Here is a 20156-nt window from a genome sequence, read left to right on the forward strand (position 1 = left end):
ATTCATATAAATTTCACTTTATTTAACCCGTTTTAGCGTAACACCTAACCAAGCGTTCGATATTAGCTATGCCAAACAAGACCTGAATACAGCTAATACAAAAACGGGGCAACTAATTTATTGATTTTCCTAGCCATCAATAGGGTATGTCGTATACCTTAGTAGTATTCAAATACTGATGAGAAATAACCTTGCAACCCATTATTAAAATCACAGATGTTAACAAAGTATATGCGGGTGGTTTTCAAGCACTTAATAATATTAACTTATCAATAAAACCTGCTGAAATCTTTGCCTTGCTAGGACCAAACGGCGCAGGTAAAACTACACTGATCAGTGCTATTTGCGGCATAGTTGATGCCACGTCTGGGCAAATCACCGTTGATGGCAAAGATATCGTCACCGGTTACCGACATACCCGAAGTCTTATTGGCTTAGTACCACAAGAGTTAACCACTGACGCCTTTGAAACAGTATGGACAACAGTTTCATTTAGTCGAGGTTTATTCGGCAAAAAACCGAATCCAGCTTTTATAGAAAAAACGCTAAAATCATTATCACTTTGGGATAAAAAAGATAACAAGATGATTGAGTTATCCGGTGGTATGAAACGACGAGTGATGATAGCTAAAGCGCTCTCTCATGAACCTGCTATTTTGTTTTTAGATGAACCAACCGCAGGTGTCGATGTAGAGCTGCGCAAAGATATGTGGCAACTGGTTAGAGAATTACGCAACGACGGTGTCACCATTATTTTAACGACACACTATATTGAAGAGGCTGAGGAAATAGCAGACCGTATTGGTGTGATCAAAAACGGCCAGCTCATTTTAGTTGAAGATAAAATAGCGTTAATGAATCAATTGGGTAAAAAGCAATTGATCCTCGATTTAAAAGAACCGTTAATTGAAATGCCTGCGCAATTGACTGATTTTAATTTACAGCTACAAAATGAAGGGATGCAATTAATTTATAGTTACGACACCACCAATGAACACACAGGAATATCTGCTTTACTTCAACAATTGTCTTTAGCGGGTATTGCTTTTAAAGATATCAAAACAGATCAAAGTTCGTTAGAAGATATATTTGTTTCATTAGTAAGGGAAAAAACATGAATCGTTATGCTGTTGCGGCTATTTACAAATTTGAAATGGCCAGGACTAAACGTACTATTTTTCAAAGTATTATTTCTCCAGTGATTTCGACGTCACTTTATTTTGTTGTTTTTGGTTCTGCCATTGGCTCTCGAATTACTGAAATAGATGGCGTGAGCTACGGTGCTTTTATTGTTCCTGGGTTAATTATGCTCTCGCTGTTAACACAAAGTATTTCCAACGCCTCATTTGGTATTTATTTTCCTAAATTTACCGGTACTATTTATGAACTACTTTCTGCGCCAGTATCTTCCTTTGAGGTGCTGCTCGGTTATGTCGGTGCGGCGGCGACAAAATCCATTTTGCTAGCATTGATTATTCTCGCAACAGCACATTTCTTTGTGCCTCTGGAAATAGCCCATCCATTTTGGATGTTGTTCTTTTTAGTGATGACCGCTATAACCTTTAGTTTGTTTGGTTTTATTATTGGCATCTGGGCAGATAATTTTGAGAAACTACAAGTGATCCCACTTATTGTTATTACGCCTTTGGTTTTCTTAGGGGGCACTTTTTATTCTGTCAGTATGCTGCCGCCGTTTTGGCAAACAGTAACGCAATTTAACCCAGTTTTTTATTTGATTAGTGGCTTTCGATGGAGTTTTTATGAAGTGGCTGACGTAAGTTTACTAACAAGCTTTTTTGTGATGAGTGGCTTTTTAGCTTTTTGCTTATTAGCGGTTACTTGGATATTTAAAAGTGGTTATCAGATAAAACAATAAAAGAGATGGCTGTTTACGCTATTTAAGCAAAAAGTTACTAAAGGTTTTGTCCATTATGTACGACCTTTAGTGCTTTGTTTAGGCGATAAAATATAGAGTTACTTTGCCAATTAACAATACGGTTAAGCCAAATCCTATATTCAACACGAGTTCACTCTTGAGTAACATTTTTAGTGTTTTCATAAAATCTCTCCACTTATTCGAATAACTTTATTCTCTCCTCAACATTAATTATTATTAAGAAATAGTGTCGAGAAGTTATTATTAAGTAGTACGGGATGTGTTGGGTGATGGTTTACTTTCAATTAAAACTAAATAAATTAATGATGAGATAATGTGAACTGATTAAGTCAGTCTTTCATTAAATGCCTAACGCTGACTACTTGCTGATAAATGCTATAGTTTCACTTAATATTCATTGGGCGATAAAGACGAGTCAATAATATTTAAGCTGTTATCTGTTAATAAGGTAATGAATTTTATATCTTAGCTGACGGTAAAAATATTGGGTTTACTGTCTATTTTGGGAAGAGTCATCATCGCTGAAAGATTTTTACATCGCTAGATTCTGTTTTTTTGTGGGGATTAAAAGGGGTTATTTAAAAGTTACTAAAGGCTTTGTCCATTATGTACGACCTTTAGTGCTTTTCTTAGGCGATAAAATATAGGGTTACTTTGCCAATTAACAATACGGTTAAGCCAAATCCTATATTCAACACGAGTTCACTCTTGAGTAACATTTTTGATATTTTCATAAAACCTCTCCGCTTATTCAAATAAGTCTATTAAAACGAGATAAAAGGGCTTAGCAATGTAAACCAGAACCCTTTTTATTTTACTAACAATTAATGTAAAACTTAGCTAATTAAAACACAAGCTAAGTTTTATTTTTTTATCAACACTATTCATTATGACCGAAAGTAATATTATCAAAATAGCTTACGGTATCGGCAGCTCTGCCGTCAGTAAATTCAGGGAAAACTATCACCGAGTCAATATTAATGGTTTCAGCCATACCAATACGGCTAGAAAAGTCAAAAGTAAGCTCTTCCCATTCATTGATTTTAGTATTAGGTACCTTGATTTCTGCTTGTGCCGCAGCGCCTACAGAGAACTTTAATGCCACATCACTGATAACAGACTTATAAACCATTATTTTAACAATGCTATTGGTTGCGTCCATCGTAAATGGTGTGGTATTGGCCGCCGTTGTTTCAGTACCAGCCCATGGCTGACCTGCCATTCTAGCGGTAAACATAGCAACTGTTGCTGAGTCATTCACTGTTGATGAAGCCGGGTTAGCAACAAATTCGAGTGCAGGGTTATCATCATTTTCAAATACCGCCCAAACAAAATCACTGCCTAAACCTGTGGCTTCAAAGTCATATGGAGTTCCAACGGCAACAAAGTTACCTGCAGAGACTTCTTCAGCAGCAGGGGTGGTAAAATCATCAAAGTAGAAAGTCCAGTTAGCGGCATCGCTCGCGGCATCGCCCATCACGCCATTATCAAAAATTAGGGTAAGTCTGGTTTCACTTGTACTGGTCGCGCCAGTAAAATCAAAGTTCAACTCTTCCCATCCTGAACCAGTATGGTTTGCTGTTCTTTCTGCATCCATATCGTCAAATTTAACTAAAACGGGTACAGCACGCGAAGCCCAAACTTTCATGGTAATCATGCTATTAGCTGGAATTGCCGCCGGTGTAGCCAATGTCATTGTTGAACCACCCCAAGTTTGCCCCGCAGATTTTGTCATTTGACCCACTTGATCGCTGGTATTAATACCCGTTGCATCTGGGTTGGCTAGCACAACGGCTGCGCCTCCATCAAAATCATTAAAGGTGTAGCTTTGTGGATCAGCTTCAAAATCAGTGGTACTTGTAGAGCCACCACCTACGACTTCTTCTTCAGCGGTTGCAGGTGTTGTTATTTCGTCATAATAAAAGGTCCAATCTGCCGCGTTTCCTTCTGCGTCGCCCATAGTGCCTAAATCAAATATTACCGTAACGCTGTCTAAGGCGCCTGTTACATCATCTGCAAAATCGTAACTAAGATTTTCCCAGCCAGTGCCTGCATGATCCATTGATATTTCTTTATTAATGCCTTCAAGTTTAAATAACACAGGTACTGCACGCGCCGACCAAACTTTCATTGTGAAGGTGTTATCTTCCGCAGCCAAGGTTAATGCTGTAGGCAAGGTTAATGTACTGCCTCCCCAAGGTTGTCCAGCCAATTTTTGCATTTCTACGACTTGGTTGCTGGTATTTATGCCCATTGCTTGTGGATTAGCCATCACAGTTGACATGCCTCCATCAAAATTATTGAAAGCATAGGTCTCTGCAGCACCTTCAAAAGCAACCATATTACGGGTGTTTTCAACTGCAGCAACGGTAATGGTAAAGGTTTGCATTGTATCTACAGTGCCATCATTCACTGTTAAGGTGATTTCTGTAGCAGCAACATCACCCGATGCAGGTGTGCCTGACAATAGGCCTGTACTGTCATCAAACGTTAACCAAGAAAGCGCGCCAGGGACAGTCGTTGACATTGTCAGTGTATCGCTGTCAGCATCGGTTGCTGTAAGCGTGTAGGAGTAAGACTCACCAACAGTAGCACTTGTAACGCCAGTACTTGTAATAACAGCAGCATTGTTAGCTTGTGCTGCAACAGTGACTGAAACAGTAAAGGATTGAGTTATCTCATCAGTGCCATCACTTACGGTTAAGGTAATTGCCGTATCTCCGGCATCACTATCCGCTGGCGTACCCGTTAAGCTTCCGGTTGCACTATCAAAAGTTAGCCAAGCGGGTAAATTTGTGGCTGACATTGTTAAAGTATCACCATCGGCATCGGCAGCGACTAGTGAGTAGCTATAAGTTGAACCTGATTCAATTGTTGTGACCGCTGTGCTGCTAATAGTTGGTGCGGAGTTAACTTCTATAACGTCAGCAACTTTATCATCGCTTGAACTTCCCCCACATGCAGATAAAGCTAAACCTAGGCTTAGGACGATTATGTTTTTGTTGAAGCTTTTTTTATTTTTTATATTAGTCATTTAGATCCCCTATAAACTGTTCAATTGTCATTTGATTATTTGAAATATAAAACCAAGCTTGTGTCGTTATACTTAGGTTTGTATATAGTGCCGTGCTGCTTAGTTGAAGGTACTCACTTGGCTAATTAAATAGCCAAACTTGTTCTTCTTTTATTATTTTATGATGCATTTCTAGTTAAATTTAACTGAGATTAATCGTAGAAAAGCCAAAAATAAACTACAGTAAAAAGTGATACAAACAATCAGGAAACGGTGAGTCGTCCCTAATTTCATGGTCAAGTGGGTTTTTATTAAATTTGTACTGAAATCGTGCTTTTGTTAAGCGCTTTGGGTTTAAAATGTACAAAGTTGTTAGTGATAGGGAGATAAATAATAGATTTTATCCACTAATTGTTAGCGGTTTTTTGCACGTGATGGGCTATCTTATCGGGCAATAACCCCTTAAAATAATGCGGAGTATTTATTAGTGTGATGGCAGAGGCTAAGGTTTAACACTTATCAATTGGGTGTTTTTTTGTGTTAATTCTTAAAAGCTAATAGGTAAAGAGAGTACTGAGCTTAGTCTTCATCATATTATATAGATGATGACTCACCTTGCTTTAAAGTTGTATCAGCCTCTTAATACAAAACCCAAGTAAAGCGGTAATTATAAAAGCCAAAAAGATCATCAAAAAACGTCGTTTGACCCTGTTTTGTCCATTTCAACTTTGCACTATCCCATCTGACCGTATTTAAATGCTAATTAGTAAATCGTTGTGCTAAAAGATATGCAGTTAATAACAGTATTTTGTTTACGATTGTATTTGTATTCACGTGAACTTTGTAGATAAAAGTAGCGTATAGACATTATAAAAATGATTATAAATATTTGATTTGGATATCTCTAGGGGAGAAGACATGAAAACTAAAAGCAGTGTTAAATTTAAAACACAAGGCTTGGCCGCGTTAATAGGGCTAACGGTTACGTTAGGACTTGCTGGCTGTGGTGGTGCAGCCACCGAAACTAAACCAGATATTATTGATCCACAACAACCTGTCTCTGATTGGAAAATGGTGTGGAATGATGAGTTTGATGCAAGCACAATAAACAGTCAAAACTGGACGCATGAAGTTAACTGTGACGGTGGTGGTAACCAAGAGAAACAATGTTACACCGACAGCGCTGAAAACTCATATATACAAGATGGTATATTAAACATTGTAGCCTTACCCGCAGCCGAGGGCGCCGCTTTACCTTACACATCGGCACGCATGATGACGCGTTACAAAGCCGATTTTAAATATGGACGTATGGAAATGCGTGCTAAAGCGCCTTCAGGACAAGGAAGCTGGCCCGCATTTTGGATGATGCCTACCGATGAAGAATATGGCGAATGGCCACGTTCGGGTGAAATTGATATCTTTGAATCAGTTAACTTAGGTGTCGCGAGAGAAGACGGTACCGCAGAAAACCATGTTTACGGAACACTTCATTATGGTAAGAGCTGGCCTAACAATTCTCAATCAGGACAAGCTTATAGCCTAGCAAGTGGCGCTAACCCAGCTGATGATTTCCACACTTACGCCATTGAGTGGCAAGAAGGTGAAATTCGTTGGTACATGGATGACCATTTATATGCAACACAGCGACAATCCAAAATTCGCTACAACTCTAAAGATGAAGCAGTAGGCTTAGCACATCGAGGTTGGTTTACTGAATACTACGACCAATTATCGGGTGAATTAAAAACCTATTGGAGCAAGGCTCCTTACGACAAAGAATTTTATTTAGTACTTAACTTTGCTGTTGGTGGCACTTGGCCTGAAAATGTTAATAACTTAGGTGTTGATGCAACAGCTTTTGGTGCAGATAACAAATTTGAAATTGACTATGTACGTGTTTACCAATGTCAGCAAAATATTGATACCGGTAAAGGCTGTGAAACAGTAAGACCTGGTTACGATAGTTTAGAAGATGGTCTAATAGAAGGTAAAGCGCCAGTTCCATTGCCTCCAAGTGATGGTGTTGCTAAAAACCTAGATATTTTTAACGGTACTTTAAATGCTAACTGGATTGCTTGGGATTGCTGTGGTGGTACTTCTCCTGCAATTATCGCTGATGCCGATAAAGGCGATGCTGTTCAATTTAATATTAATGATAACAATGGCACCGTATTAGGTTTTTCAACGCGAGGCGGACATTTTGGCGATGATTTTTCTGGTGAGTCTAGCCCTTTTGATGCATCACCATTAGTTGATTTAAATGGTACTTTGTCATTTGAAATGAAAGTGGTTACCCCGCCATCTTCTGCGACTACTTGGTTATTAAAAGTCGAAGCCGGTGACGGCGGACCTAATACTGGCGATGTTGCGCTTAACACCAGTAATGAAGGTGCAGATCCTGTTGTTGGTCAATGGCAAACTTATACATTCCCATTATCAGTCTTACAAGACGCAGGTCTAGATCTTAGTGCAATTGATGTTGTGATGATATTCCCAGCTTGGCAAACAGGCGAAGGTGCTGAATACTTAATTACTAATATCGCGATTGAAGGTGACGTTGGTGGAGCGCCTGAATTAGTGGTCTTTACCGATGACGAAAATCCAAGCTGGCCAATGTGGGATTGTTGTGGCGGTTCTATGCCTACTGTTGAGTTAGACGATGATGCTCACGGTAACGTAGCTGAATTTTCTATCGGTGGTCAGCCAACTGTAATGGGCTTTATTTCAAGAGCTGATAACACAGATTCACCTGCGCCATTTGATGCCTCTGCGATTCTTTCTAACGGTGTAATTCAATTTGAAATGAAAGTAACGGCTATGCCTGGTGATGCGGCTTGGATGTTTAAAGTTGAAGCAGACAATAATGCGACCTTCGCAGAACTTCCGTTAACTGACTCTGTTGAAGGTGTTTCACCTGCTCTAGACCAATGGCAAACCTATACTTTTAACTTATCTGACTTAGCAAATGCTGGTTTAGATGTCAGTGCGATTGATGTCTTAATGGTTTTCCCTGCATGGGGTGCTGGCGAAGGTGCTATTTACCGTTTAGATAACGTTAAAATTTATGACCCAACAGCAACAACTGTCAACAATGATGTTTTATTTGCTGATGCACCTGCTACAGGTTGGTCAATGTGGGATTGTTGTGGTGGCACAACACCAACACTTGAAAACGATGATACCGCGCATGGCGTAACGGCTGAATATGTTATTGGTTCACAGCCAACGGTTGTTGGGCTTGATGCTGAAGATGGCGTTTTTGTTGATGCATCAGCTATCTTAGCCAACGGTGTGGTGAAATTTGATGTTAAAGTTGTTACACCACCAAATGATGCGGCAAGTGTTTGGATGTTTAAAATCGAGTCAAATAAAGCCGAAACTTTTGCAGAGCTTCCTTTAACAGGCAGCACAGAAGGAAAAGCACCGACTACGGGTGAATGGCAAACCTACACATTCCCACTACAAACATTATTTGATGCGGGTTTGGATATTAGTCAGATAGATGTATTAATGATTTTCCCTGCTTGGGGAACTGGAGAAGGGGCTGTTTTTCGTCTTGACAATGTGATGATAACGGCACTGTAACCACGATATTAGCAAAGGTTGAGCGGCTTTAAACAGCCGCCGTCATTAAAACTAATTTTAAGAAAGTAGGGTAACCATGAAACATTCAATTTTTAATAAAAAGCGCCTAGCCGTTTGTATATCAGCGGTTTTAGCAACCGGTTTGAGCAGTCAGCTTTATGCCGAAGAAGCAGTAACAGATAAAGTCAATAATAGTGAAAAAGACGCTGCGATAGAAGTTATTCAAGTAACTGGTATCATGAGCAGTTTGTCTCGCTCTATGTCAGTAAAAAGAAACGCTTCTGGCGTTGTCGACGTCATATCTGCTGAAGATATGGGTAAATTTCCAGACACTAACTTAGCCGAGTCATTACAACGTATTACCGGTGTTTCGGTCAGTCGTTCTAATGGCGAAGGCAGCCAGATCACCGTGCGTGGTTTTGGTCCAGAGTTTAACCTAATTACACTTAACGGTCGTCAAATGCCGGGTACGGGTAATTCACGTTCATACAGTTTAGAAAATTTATCTTCTGATGGTGTTAGTGCTATCGAAGTACATAAAACTGCGCGTGCAGAAAACCCAAGTGGTGGTCTTGGCGCGACAGTTAATATTATTACCATGAAGCCTTTTGCTAGCCCAGGTGAGAAATTTGTTCTTTCAGGAAAAGGCATTTATGACTCGTCTAATGTTGAAGGTGATGATGTAACACCAGAATTTTCAGGCTTATACAGTAATACTTTTGCTGATGACACCTTTGGTTTTGCTTTGTCGTTCTCTCATCAACAACGTGACTTTCAACAACAATCGGCAAATATTCAAGGTTGGCAGTTTCAGCCAGACGCACAGCTTCCGACTTTAGATGATGACAAAGTCATTGATAATCGTGATGCAAATGCGGCAGCGGGTGCTTTTTTCCCTCGTGATATGAACTATGGTATTGCTAATGTTGAGCGTGAAAGAACTAATGCCAATGTTACTTTTCAATATGCGCCTATTGAAAGTGTGATTATGACACTTGATTATACGATGGGAGAGTCAACCACGGGCACTAATTCTATTGGTTGGGGTCAATGGCACGATTTTGGTGGCAACATTGATGCTTACGAATTAGATGAAAATGGTACAGTTATTTTTGCCGACTTGTCTGGTAACGATGGTTCTTATACGGCCAATCGAAATACAACTGAAACGAATGAAAGCTCATTAGGTTTTAATGTTGAATGGCGACCGTCAGATGACTTTGTTTTTTCAGTCGATTACCATAGTTCAGAAAATAAAGCTGATAATGGCAAAGATAAAGGCATGAATGGCACGGGATCATTAGTTTTTGGTTCAGATCAATTAGTTAATAAACATTATGACTTCAGACAAGGTGATATTCCACAAGGGACAATCTTCTGGAAAAATGGCTCTACAACGCTTGCACCTAGTGAAATGGATTCACATTTTAGCCAATTTGAGCATACTCCTGGAAAGTCTGAAATTGATCAACTGCAAATCGATGGTTCATGGGAAAATCCAGATGACTCGCCATTAAAGTCAGCTAAGTTTGGTGTTGCTCGTACTGAGCAAACCATGGGTGGCTCACGTTCATGGAGTGGTTTGATTGGTGGTTTCTTGTTTAACCCCAATTATTCAGCGGCATTTCCTGATGGCATGTTTGAGTACAATACAACCGATGGCTTTTTGGATGAATTTTCAAATGGCGACAACCCTATGGGTGCTGGATACTATTATAGTTTTGACTTTGATGAAGCGGTTGCTCGTTCAACGTCTTATTTAAACAGTGATGTATTAGGCGACGACTTTTTTAGTACCGATGCTTACCGCCCTGGTAGTGTTCAATCACAATCTTCAGTAGATGAAGATACAACGAGTGTTTATGCGTCGTCTTTATTTGAATTTGAAGTTGCTGAATTACCCGTGCAGGTGAATGTTGGTTTTAGATATGAGCAAACCGATGTAACTAGTAATGTCTTGCAACCTATACCTACCGAAGTTTGGTGGAAAGGTGGCAGTGAGTGGCTTACTCAATATCAACCAGGTGAAAATACTATTTTATCGCTTGAAGGTGAGCATGATGTCTTTTTACCTATGATTGACGCCAAAATTGATCTTAGCGAGGAACTTGTTGCCCGTGCATCATGGGGGAAAACGATAGCTCGTGCTCCTTTAGGCAGCTTAGCTGGTGGCCGTTCATTAGGGGCAAGTACGCGTCCTAACTCTCGTATAGGTGGTGAAGGTAACACTAATCTTGACCCTTATGAGTCTACTAACCTTGATATTTCTTTAGAATATTATTACGCAGAAGGCAGTTATGCTGCTATTGGTTACTTTAGAAAAGATGTAAAGAACTTTATTAGTAGCCAAACAATAACGACATCAGTTGATGATATGCGTGACATTTATCAGGGACCACGTTGGAATCAAGCGGTATCTGACCTCGGTGGCACGCCAACCAGTGATGAAATTTTTGCACAAATGCAAGCTAACGGAGCGACATTAAACGCTCAAGGCTTTATTGAACCAGCAGGTGATGATCCTTTAATGCAATGGGATATTACCCGTCCATTCAATGCCCCTGATGACAAGATGGTTGACGGCATAGAAGTCGCTGTTCAACATTTTTTTGGCGAGAGTGGTTTTGGTTTCGGTGCTAATGCGACGTTTGTTGATGGTGATGTTAAATTTGATGTTGATGACATAACTAAAGTTGATAGTGTTGCTGATTTAGAACCGCAAACACCACTAACCGGTTTAAGTGATTCGGCTAACTTTCAATTGTTTTATGAAAAAGAAGGTTTGTCAGTAAAAGTCACTTACGCTTGGCGTGACGAATACCTTATTGGTGTAGGACAAGCTCAAGGTTCTTCTGATGCGCCACCACAATTTGCTAAAGAGTTTGGTCAAGTAGATATGAGTATTAACTACGACATTGATGAAAACTTTACGGTATTTGTTGAAGGGTTAAATCTGAATAACGAAACCGAGCAATCTTTTGGTCGTTACGAAGAGCAGTTTTTATCCGCTAGACAATACGGTACTAGATATACTGTAGGTGTTCGTTACAGCTTTAAGTAAACCTGTAATCTAGTGAGTTTCAACTAATAGGCCTATATTGTTTTGCGATATAGGCCTTTTTTTTATTTTATAACCTTATATCTATAAGCTCGTTAGTCGAGTCAATAATCAAAAGAGACGTTTTATGTTAACAATTCGCGAAAAAATTGCTTATGGCTTGGGGGATACCGCCAGTAATATTATTTTCCAAACGGTAATGATGTTTCTGTTAATTTTTTATACTGATGTGGTGGGTATTTCGCCAGCTGTTGTTGGCACTATGTTTTTAGTGGTGCGTTTATTTGACGCGATAACTGATCCGCTGATGGGGGCACTTGCTGACCGTACTAGAACACGTTTTGGACAATTTCGACCTTATCTACTTTGGCTCGCTGTGCCGTTTGGCATTATTTCTATTATGGCATTTACTACGCCAGACTTGACGGGTAACGCTAAGGTTATATATGCCTTTGTTACTTATACCTTGTTAATGATGGTCTATACCGCAATTAATATCCCATATTCTGCGTTAGGTGGTGTTTTAACGACGCAGCCTGCTGAACGCGTATCAGTGCAAACTTATCGATTCGTTTTAGGGATGCTCGGTGGATTAATTGTTGCCGCAGGCACTTTGCCTTTAGTTGAGTATTTTGGTGATGGTGATAAAGCCAAAGGGTATCAGCTAACTATGGTCGCGATGAGCCTTTTAGGCGTGGCGATGTTTCTATTATGTTTTAGTGGTACTAAAGAACGTGTTTGCGTACCTGAAAATCAGCAAACATCCTTTTTCGACGATTTAAAAGCACTGTGGCAAAATGATCAATGGCGAATATTGTCGCTGGCAGGTTTATTTTTATTAACAGGCCAAGTATTAAGAGCCACATTAGCGATATATTATGTGAAATATGTGCTCGGTCTCGAAGCGCAAATTACTTTATTTATGTCGCTGGGCATGATTGGTAGTATTTTAGGCTGCGCTTGTGCTCAAGCTCTTGCGAAAAGAGTCTGCAAGATTAAGGCTTATATTAGTTTACAGCTCATCGCCGCTTTTATCTGTGTGATCAGTTATTTTGTCCCCAAAGATCAAGTGACCACAGCCTTTGCTTTGTTTTTTTTATGGAGCTTCTTTTTACAAATGGCAACGCCTTTGTTGTGGGCAAAGATGGCTGACACCATTGATTATGGTCATTGGAAAACGGGTGTTCGCATAACCGGCATGGTCTATTCTTCGGTGGTGTTTTTTATCAAATTAGGTGTCGCTTTTGGTGGCGCTTTCGCCGGTTGGTTACTGGCTTATTATGGCTATCAAGCAGACGTTGAACAAACAGAAACAGCTAAAGAGGGTATTTTACTATCATTCACTGTTTACCCTGCATTAGGTTCAATACTTGTTGCTTGGGTCATGCGAAAGTATGTGCTTAACAAAGAAAAAGTTGAACAAATACATTTAGCCTTAAAGACTCACGGGGCTTAGCCGCTATGTCAGAAGTGTCGTTTTTACCGCAAGGCTAGTCCATCTTGCCTTGTTTTGATTGCGATACATTCTAGTTCCCTTATTGTTGCTCTCAATATTGCTAATAAATAATGCTACGTAGCTGAGATGGCGTTATGAATTTGGAGCTTCAATACCATGAAGAATAAACAAAGTAACAAAAAATCATTGCTGGTCTTGGTTTTAATCTTGATCCCTGTATTACTTATTGGCCGAGCACTGATAAGCGACGATGAAAGTTATCAGTCCGATGATGCTCATTTAGCTTCTGCTCATCAGGGCGACAAGCAAAGTGATCATAGTGAAAAAAATAACACGGTAGTTTGGGCAATTAATGTTGGTGGCAGTGAATATGTTGGTGTTGACGGTATAAGCTATCAAGCAGATCAATCGATAATTTCCGGTGATATAGGTACGATTGAAAATATCAAAGGCTCACAAGATAGTTTTATTTATCAATCTTTTCGCTTTGGTAATATTGGCATTAAGCAACCCATGGAAAATGGCCAATACGATATCATTTTTAAATTTGCTGAACCTGAAGATACTGCTATGGATGCCCGAGTCTTCAATGTTTTTGCTGAGGACAAGCTGGTTATTAGCGATTTAAATGTCAGGCTTGCTCGAGATGGTAAGCATATCTCGGCCTTAGCACGAGCTGTTTATAATGTTGAAGTGACCGATGGACAGCTAGATATAAACTTTGAAGCGATCAACGGGCAGCCAATCCTTAGTGCCCTAATTGTCCGTAAAAAAGAAATTGAGTCAAAGCAATGGCAATTAGTTTGGAGTGATGAATTTAATTATCAAGGTAAGCCAGATCCAAATAAATGGAGTTATGATATTTGGCCTGCTCGTAAGGTGAACAGTGAAGATCAAACTTATACCGATAACCTCAAAAATGTCCATGTAAAAGACGGTAATTTAGTGATCACCGCCTACAAAGAAAATTTAGATGATGCAAAATATACCTCTGGCCGTATTCACTCACAAGGTAAAGGCGACTTTCTTTACGGACGTGTCGACGTTCGAGCTAAGTTACCGGCAGGGCAAGGCACTTGGTCAGCTATTTGGATGTTGCCTAGTAATCCTTTTAAATATTCAAGCACCTGTCAAGAAAACGACGATTGGCAAGGCAGTGCAACCTGTGATGCTTGGCCCAACTCGGGTGAAATAGACATCATGGAACACGTTGGTTACGACATGCAAACCATTCATGGCACCGTACATAATAAAGCTTATTATTGGGCGAATTGGGAACAACGAAAGGGCAGTATCGAAGGTCAAGATGTTGAAAAAGCCTTTCATCTTTACTCCGTTGAGTGGACGCCAGAGAGTATTACCGTATTGTTTGATAATGTGCCTTATTTCTTTTATAGCAATGAATCTAGCGGCTGGCGCGCTTGGCCTTACGATCATCCTTACCACGTTATTTTAAATCTCGCGATTGGTGGTATGTGGGGCAAAGCAGGTGGCCCGATAGATGACAGTATTTTTCCGGTATCAATGGAAGTTGACTTTGTCAGAATATTTAAACCCTTAAATCAGTAAACCGTAAATTTTAGAAATAGATGAATTTAAACGTTTATCTATCAATTTATTCAATTATTTAGAACAGTAAAGTACCTTGAGTTTAGGTAGGAATTAAAAATGAAAATATGTAATACCCACAACAATCAAGTGACCGGTGAATTTGTCACTATCGCTGACGAACGTTTTTATGCCATTAACAATGTTAATAAGATGGCTCCTTTTTTTGTTAGCGTTATTTCTAATAGTGACCATTGGCTATTCGTTTCATCAACGGGTGGATTAACCGCGGGGCGTGTATCGCCAGAGACGCCTTTATTTCCTTATATTACCGTAGACAAAATTCATGAAAGTGAGTTAAATACGGGGTGTAAAACCCTACTACGTGTTAATACGGGTAGTGAAAAGGTTGATTGGGAACCCTTTAATCGTGAGCATGAACTTCGTTTTAATATCACCAGAAACTTATACAAGAACGTTTTAGGCAATAAACTGTGTTTTGAAGAAATTCATAATGATTTGCAGTTAGCCTTTCGCTATACCTGGGCAACGAGCGACACTTATGGTTTTGTAAGGAAGTGTGAATTAGAGAACTTATCAGATAAACCTTTAAGTGTTGAAATTATTGATGGTTTTCAGAATGTTTTACCTGCAGGTACACCGCGCTTTACGCAAACAAATTCAAGCAATTTAGTGGATGCCTATAAGTGGACCGAGTTAGATGAAAGTTCAGGTCTTGCCTTTTTTACTTTGTTTTCGGGCATCACCGATAGAGCAGAGCCTTGTGAGTCATTAAAAGCCAATACGGTTTTTTGCCTTGGTTTAGATAACACTAATATCTTACTCTCATCTGAGCAGTTAAGTGCTTTTCGACGTGGCGAACAGGTTGAACAGGAAACAACAAAGCGAGGTATTCGTGGCGCATATTTAGTGAATACTACCCTTGAACTTAAGCCGCACAGTGATAAAAAATGGCAATTTATTGCTAATATTGAGCAGACTCAAAGTCAATCTGTTGTCTTGCGTCGTCAGCTAGGCGAACGAAATAAACTCGACGAAAATATCAACGATTCTATAGCGAATGGCTCTGATGAACTAGCACGTATTATGGCTTCTGTTGATGGTTTTCAATTAACGGGTGAAGAGAGTGTTGCCGAGCATCACTATGCTAATGTTTTATTTAATGCCTTGCGTGGTGGTATTTTTGACGATCAGTATCAGATCTCTGCAGATGACTTTACCAAGACGATTAATTTATTTAACCATAAGGTTTATCAACGCAATCAAGCGCTGTTAGACAGCTTGCCGGAAAAGTTAGATTTTGTGGAATTACTGACAGAAATTAAAACGTCTGGCGATAGCCAACTTGAGCGCTTAGCTTCTGAATATTTACCTATATCATTTGGTCGTCGTCATGGCGATCCGAGTCGTCCATGGAACCAGTTCGCTATTAAATTAGTGGATGAAAACAATAAGCGTTTGTTAACTTACCAAGGAAATTGGCGAGATATTTTTCAAAACTGGGAGGCATTGACGTATAGCTACCCGCAATTTATTGAAAGTGTTGTTGCCAAGTTTGTTAATGCTTCGACGATGGATGGTTATAATCCTTATAGAATTACCAAAGAAGGCATCGACTGGGAAGTAGAAGAACCTGATGACCCGTGGAGCTATATTGGCTATTGGGGTGATCATCAAATAATTTACTTACAAAAGATGCTTGAGCTGTCGAAGCAATTTCACCCAGAAAAATTGACTGCGATGCTGCGCCAAACACTTTTCAGTTATGCCAATGTGCCTTATCGCATTAAGTCATTTGATGACTTGGTTAAAGATGCTAAAAGCACCGTCACCTATGATGAGTCGCTCGCGCTTAACATTGAGCAACGTGTTAAAACAATGGGGGCTGATGGCAAACTGGTCCTTGACGACAAGGGGGATGTTTATCAAGTTAACTTGTTGGAAAAATTATTAGTGCCCTTATTGTCTAAATTGGGTAATTTAGTGGTTGATGGCGGCATTTGGTTAAATACCCAAAGACCCGAGTGGAATGATGCAAACAATGCTTTAGTTGGGCAAGGTTTATCTATGGTGACCTTATGTTACTTGCGTCGTTATGTTTGTTTTTTCCAAGAGTTAATTGCTAATGAAACACAAGATGTTGAGTTGTCTATTGAAGTTAACTTATGGTTGACTGATACGGCAAACGCATTAACACATTTAGTTTCAACGTTAACCCCTGAGCCAGTAACTGCTGAGGTACGCTATCAAAGTACTGCAGAACTAGGCATGGCAGCAAGCCATTACCGTCAAGCTATCTATAGCCAAGAAGGTTTTAGTGGTAAGACGCATCAGCAGATTAGTCAGATCAGTGCGATGTTAAGTGATGCCCTACAAGCGATTGAACATACGATTGAGACCAATGAACGCGCCGACGGATTATATAACGCTTATAATTTATTGAGCCTAGAAAATAAGACCTCCAAGGTTAAAAATCTGTACCCAATGCTCGAAGGACAGGTTGCTGCCTTAAGTTCTGGTGCACTTAAACCAAAACAAGTGGTTGATGTACTCGAAGCGCTTTTTGCGAGTGATGTTTATCGCCCCGATCAAAAAAGTTTTATGCTTTACCCCGATAGAAAGCTACCAAGCTTTTTAGAAAAAAATTGTGTTGATGCCCAGCAGGTACAAGAAAACACTTCGCTGCAACAGATGCTTAAACAAGCTGATGAACGTATCATTTTGCAAGATATTGATGGTCAATATCGCTTCAATGCTGATATTACTAATAGCAATGTTCTACAAGATAAATTAACAGAGCTTAGTCAAGAATATCCTCAGGCACTGACAACTGATAAAACAGCGATTTTTGATCTTTATGAGCAAACCTTTAATCATCAAGCTTTTACTGGCCGCTCTGGTGGTATGTTTGGTTTTGAAGGATTGGGCTGTATCTATTGGCACATGGTTTCTAAGCTGATGTTAGCGGTAGAAGAAAACTTTTTTAACTGTGTTGATCAAGGTGAAAGTGACGAGGTAAGGCGACAAATTGCCAGTTTATACTATCGAGTTCGTGACGGTATTGGTTTTAACAAAACGCCACTTGAATATGGGGCATTTCCAATGGACCCATACTCTCATACCCCTAAACATTCGGGTGCGCAACAACCGGGTATGACCGGACAAGTGAAAGAAGAAATACTTTCACGTTTTGGCGAGTTAGGTCTTCGCGTTAACGCAGGCGTTGTCTCGTTTGAACCAAGCTTATTGCAATCATGTGAATTTATTCAACAAGCCAAGCCATTTCGCTACCTAGATGTTAACAAAAATTGGCAAGAAATAACGGTGCCAGCAATGGGACTCGCCTTTACTTGGTGTCAGGTTCCAATTGTTTACCAGCTTAACGATGAAGTTGAACCTTCGTTAATGGTGACTTATAAAGACGGTAAACAGCACACATTTTCAGCGTTGAGTTTACCTGCTAAAGAGAGCACTGATCTGTTTCTTAGAAGCGGTCAAATACAGCAATTAACCTTAACGATATCAACTGATAATTTATTCTATTAATCATTATTTAGCATGATTTTTTTGGTTGTTTGATTAAAGACGGGGTATCAATACCCCGTCAATTATATATAACGATGGTTATCGGAGACGAGCATGTCGAGTAAATACAATAAGCATATGTCATTGGCTGGAATGAATCTTGGTCATTCTTCTAGAGACGACTTACAAAGTGCTGTTAATGGGGTACTTGATAATAAAATTCATGGTATTTCCTTTAGCCCTTATACTGAAGGCCAAGGGCCTGGCACTAAGATAAGCGAGGCACAGATATCGGCACGTATGGCGATTATTTCTCCTAGTATTAACTGGATCCGTTCTTTTTCTTGTACTGATGGTAATGAAAATATCCCCAAGATAGCAAAGCAGCAAGGTTTAAAAACCTTAGTCGGTGCGTGGCTAGATGATGATTTAGAAAATAATGAGAAAGAAATCAACAACCTGATAGCGGTTGCACAACAAGGTTATGCCGATATTGTTGCCGTTGGCAATGAAGTCCTACTGCGTGAAGACTTAAGTGAAGGACAATTAATCGCTTACATTAATCGTGTAAAAGCAGCATTACCGGGTATCGAAGTAGGCTATGTTGACGCTTACTATGAATTTGAAGAACATCCCAAGGTTACCGACGCCTGCGACTTGATCTTAGCGAATTGTTATCCTTTTTGGGAAGGCTGTGCCCTTGAGTACTCCATTCTTTACATGAAAGACATGTATCGCCGTGCTATTAAAGCTGGCAAGGGTAAAAAAGTTATTATCACTGAAACTGGCTGGCCGAATGAAGGTCCAGCAGAGTGGGGTGCTGTGCCATCTTATGAAAACGCCATTAAGTACTTTTTAGGTACTTATCAGTGGGCAGAAGAAGAGAATATAGCGGTCTTCTATTTTTCATCATTTGATGAGGTTTGGAAAGTTAAAGATGAAGGCGGTGTTGGCGCGCATTGGGGACTTTGGGATAAAAACGGGAAATTAAAGTATGTTTAAAAAACACAGTGATAAAGTAGCAACAATTAGTTCGATGAAATTAGTTCATGAAAATGCTATTTGTTATTCTGGCTATCGTGACGGGCAAAATCCAAGAGAAGGTCTTTACCCAAGTTATAATGAAGTTAAAGAAGACTTACTTATTTTGAAAAAAAATTGGAGTTACCTGCGACTTTACGATTGTGGACCACACGCCGAACTTGTTCTTGATGTTATTAAAACTGAAAAACTGCATTTCAAAGTAATGCTAGGCGTCGATATGGCAGCAGAAATGAGTAACCCTAACTGTCCTTGGGGGGCTGATTTTAGCCAAGAAGTTATTAATGCTAATCGTCAGAAAAATTGTGATGAAATTCATAGTATGATCGCACTTACCAAAAAGTATGATGATATCGTATTTTCAGTTTCTGTCGGCAATGAAGCGAGTGTCGAATGGACAGACCATATGGTACCTGTTGATAGTTTAGTAAACTATGTAAAACAAATTAAAAAAGAAATTCATCAACCGGTAACTTTTTGTGAAAACTATGTCCCTTGGACATACAAACTTGAGCCCTTGGTTGCTGAACTAGATTTTATTTCCATTCATACTTACCCTGCCTGGGAATATAGAACGATGGAAGATGCACTCGAATATACCAAACAAAATTATTACAGTGTTGCCCATCATTATCCTGACAAACCGGTGATAATTACCGAAGCGGGTTGGACAACGGCATCAAATGGACGGGGCATAGAGCCTTGGAATGCTAACGAAGTACTACAGGCAGAATATTATCAGCAACTACTTGCTTGGACGACAGAAGAAAAAATACTGACCTTTGTCTTTGAAGCCTTTGATGAACCATGGAAAGGATCTCCTGATAAATTAGAACCTGAAAAACATTGGGGACTCTTTAAAGTCGACCGTACGCCTAAGTTAGTGATGAAAAATATTTATCCAAACGAGGTTATAAACATTAACAAAAACAATGCTGTTGCTTAGTTTTCGTTAAAGTTTAACTGTCAATAAAAGTAATAACCCAAGGATTTTGTCAGCAAATATTGC

Annotated in this window: 10 protein-coding genes; 9 read left to right on the top strand and 1 reads right to left on the bottom strand. The window is 39.6% G+C overall.

The genetic code is table 11. The features are described from left to right. Window positions 1–191 precede the first annotated feature (191 nt). Window positions 192–1118, top strand: coding sequence for an ABC transporter ATP-binding protein (locus H4J57_RS13030; RefSeq protein WP_182214908.1), 927 nt, complete (start codon window positions 192–194; stop codon window positions 1116–1118). Continuing rightward, the gene (locus tag H4J57_RS13035) at window positions 1115–1876 is read left to right on the top strand and encodes an ABC transporter permease (RefSeq protein ID WP_070374125.1); all 762 of its coding nucleotides are present in this window, start codon (window positions 1115–1117) and stop codon (window positions 1874–1876) included. Before H4J57_RS13030 ends, H4J57_RS13035 begins: the two co-directional genes overlap by 4 nt. Before the next feature lie 901 nt (window positions 1877–2777). On the opposite strand, the gene H4J57_RS13040 is transcribed toward H4J57_RS13035, so the two are convergent. Beyond that, complete coding sequence (locus tag H4J57_RS13040; RefSeq protein ID WP_182243243.1) at window positions 2778–4931, bottom strand: putative Ig domain-containing protein; 2154 nt, start codon at window positions 4929–4931, stop codon at window positions 2778–2780. A gap of 897 nt (window positions 4932–5828) precedes the next feature. Between H4J57_RS13040 and H4J57_RS13045 the strand changes: the two genes are divergently transcribed. From H4J57_RS13045 to H4J57_RS13075, 7 genes are all read left to right on the top strand, one after another. Then, a complete protein-coding gene (locus H4J57_RS13045; protein ID WP_182214912.1) occupies window positions 5829–8498 on the top strand; it encodes a glycoside hydrolase family 16 protein in 2670 nt (889 codons plus the stop codon). A gap of 76 nt (window positions 8499–8574) precedes the next feature. Continuing rightward, window positions 8575–11559 carry a TonB-dependent receptor gene (locus H4J57_RS13050; protein WP_182243245.1) on the top strand — a complete coding sequence of 995 codons (2985 nt, stop codon included), beginning with the start codon at window positions 8575–8577 and terminating at the stop codon, window positions 11557–11559. 124 nt (window positions 11560–11683) lie between these two features. Continuing rightward, window positions 11684–13012: a glycoside-pentoside-hexuronide (GPH):cation symporter gene (locus H4J57_RS13055; protein ID WP_182221601.1), complete on the top strand. Its 1329-nt coding sequence runs from the start codon at window positions 11684–11686 to the stop codon at window positions 13010–13012. Between the two features lie 156 nt (window positions 13013–13168). Next, window positions 13169–14581, top strand: coding sequence for a malectin domain-containing carbohydrate-binding protein (locus H4J57_RS13060; RefSeq protein WP_182243247.1), 1413 nt, complete (start codon window positions 13169–13171; stop codon window positions 14579–14581). A gap of 99 nt (window positions 14582–14680) precedes the next feature. After that, window positions 14681–18127 carry a hypothetical protein gene (locus tag H4J57_RS13065; RefSeq protein ID WP_182243248.1) on the top strand — a complete coding sequence of 1149 codons (3447 nt, stop codon included), beginning with the start codon at window positions 14681–14683 and terminating at the stop codon, window positions 18125–18127. A 93-nt stretch (window positions 18128–18220) separates the two neighbouring features. Next, window positions 18221–19108 carry a glycosyl hydrolase family 17 protein gene (locus H4J57_RS13070; RefSeq protein WP_182243250.1) on the top strand — a complete coding sequence of 296 codons (888 nt, stop codon included), beginning with the start codon at window positions 18221–18223 and terminating at the stop codon, window positions 19106–19108. Beyond that, the gene (locus H4J57_RS13075) at window positions 19101–20093 is read left to right on the top strand and encodes a glycosyl hydrolase family 17 protein (RefSeq protein ID WP_220465246.1); all 993 of its coding nucleotides are present in this window, start codon (window positions 19101–19103) and stop codon (window positions 20091–20093) included. Before H4J57_RS13070 ends, H4J57_RS13075 begins: the two co-directional genes overlap by 8 nt. The last annotated feature ends 63 nt before the right edge of the window (window positions 20094–20156 follow it).

The sequence above is a fragment of the Colwellia sp. BRX8-7 genome (assembly GCF_014077275.1).
Classification (GTDB): Bacteria; Pseudomonadota; Gammaproteobacteria; order Enterobacterales; family Alteromonadaceae; genus Colwellia_A.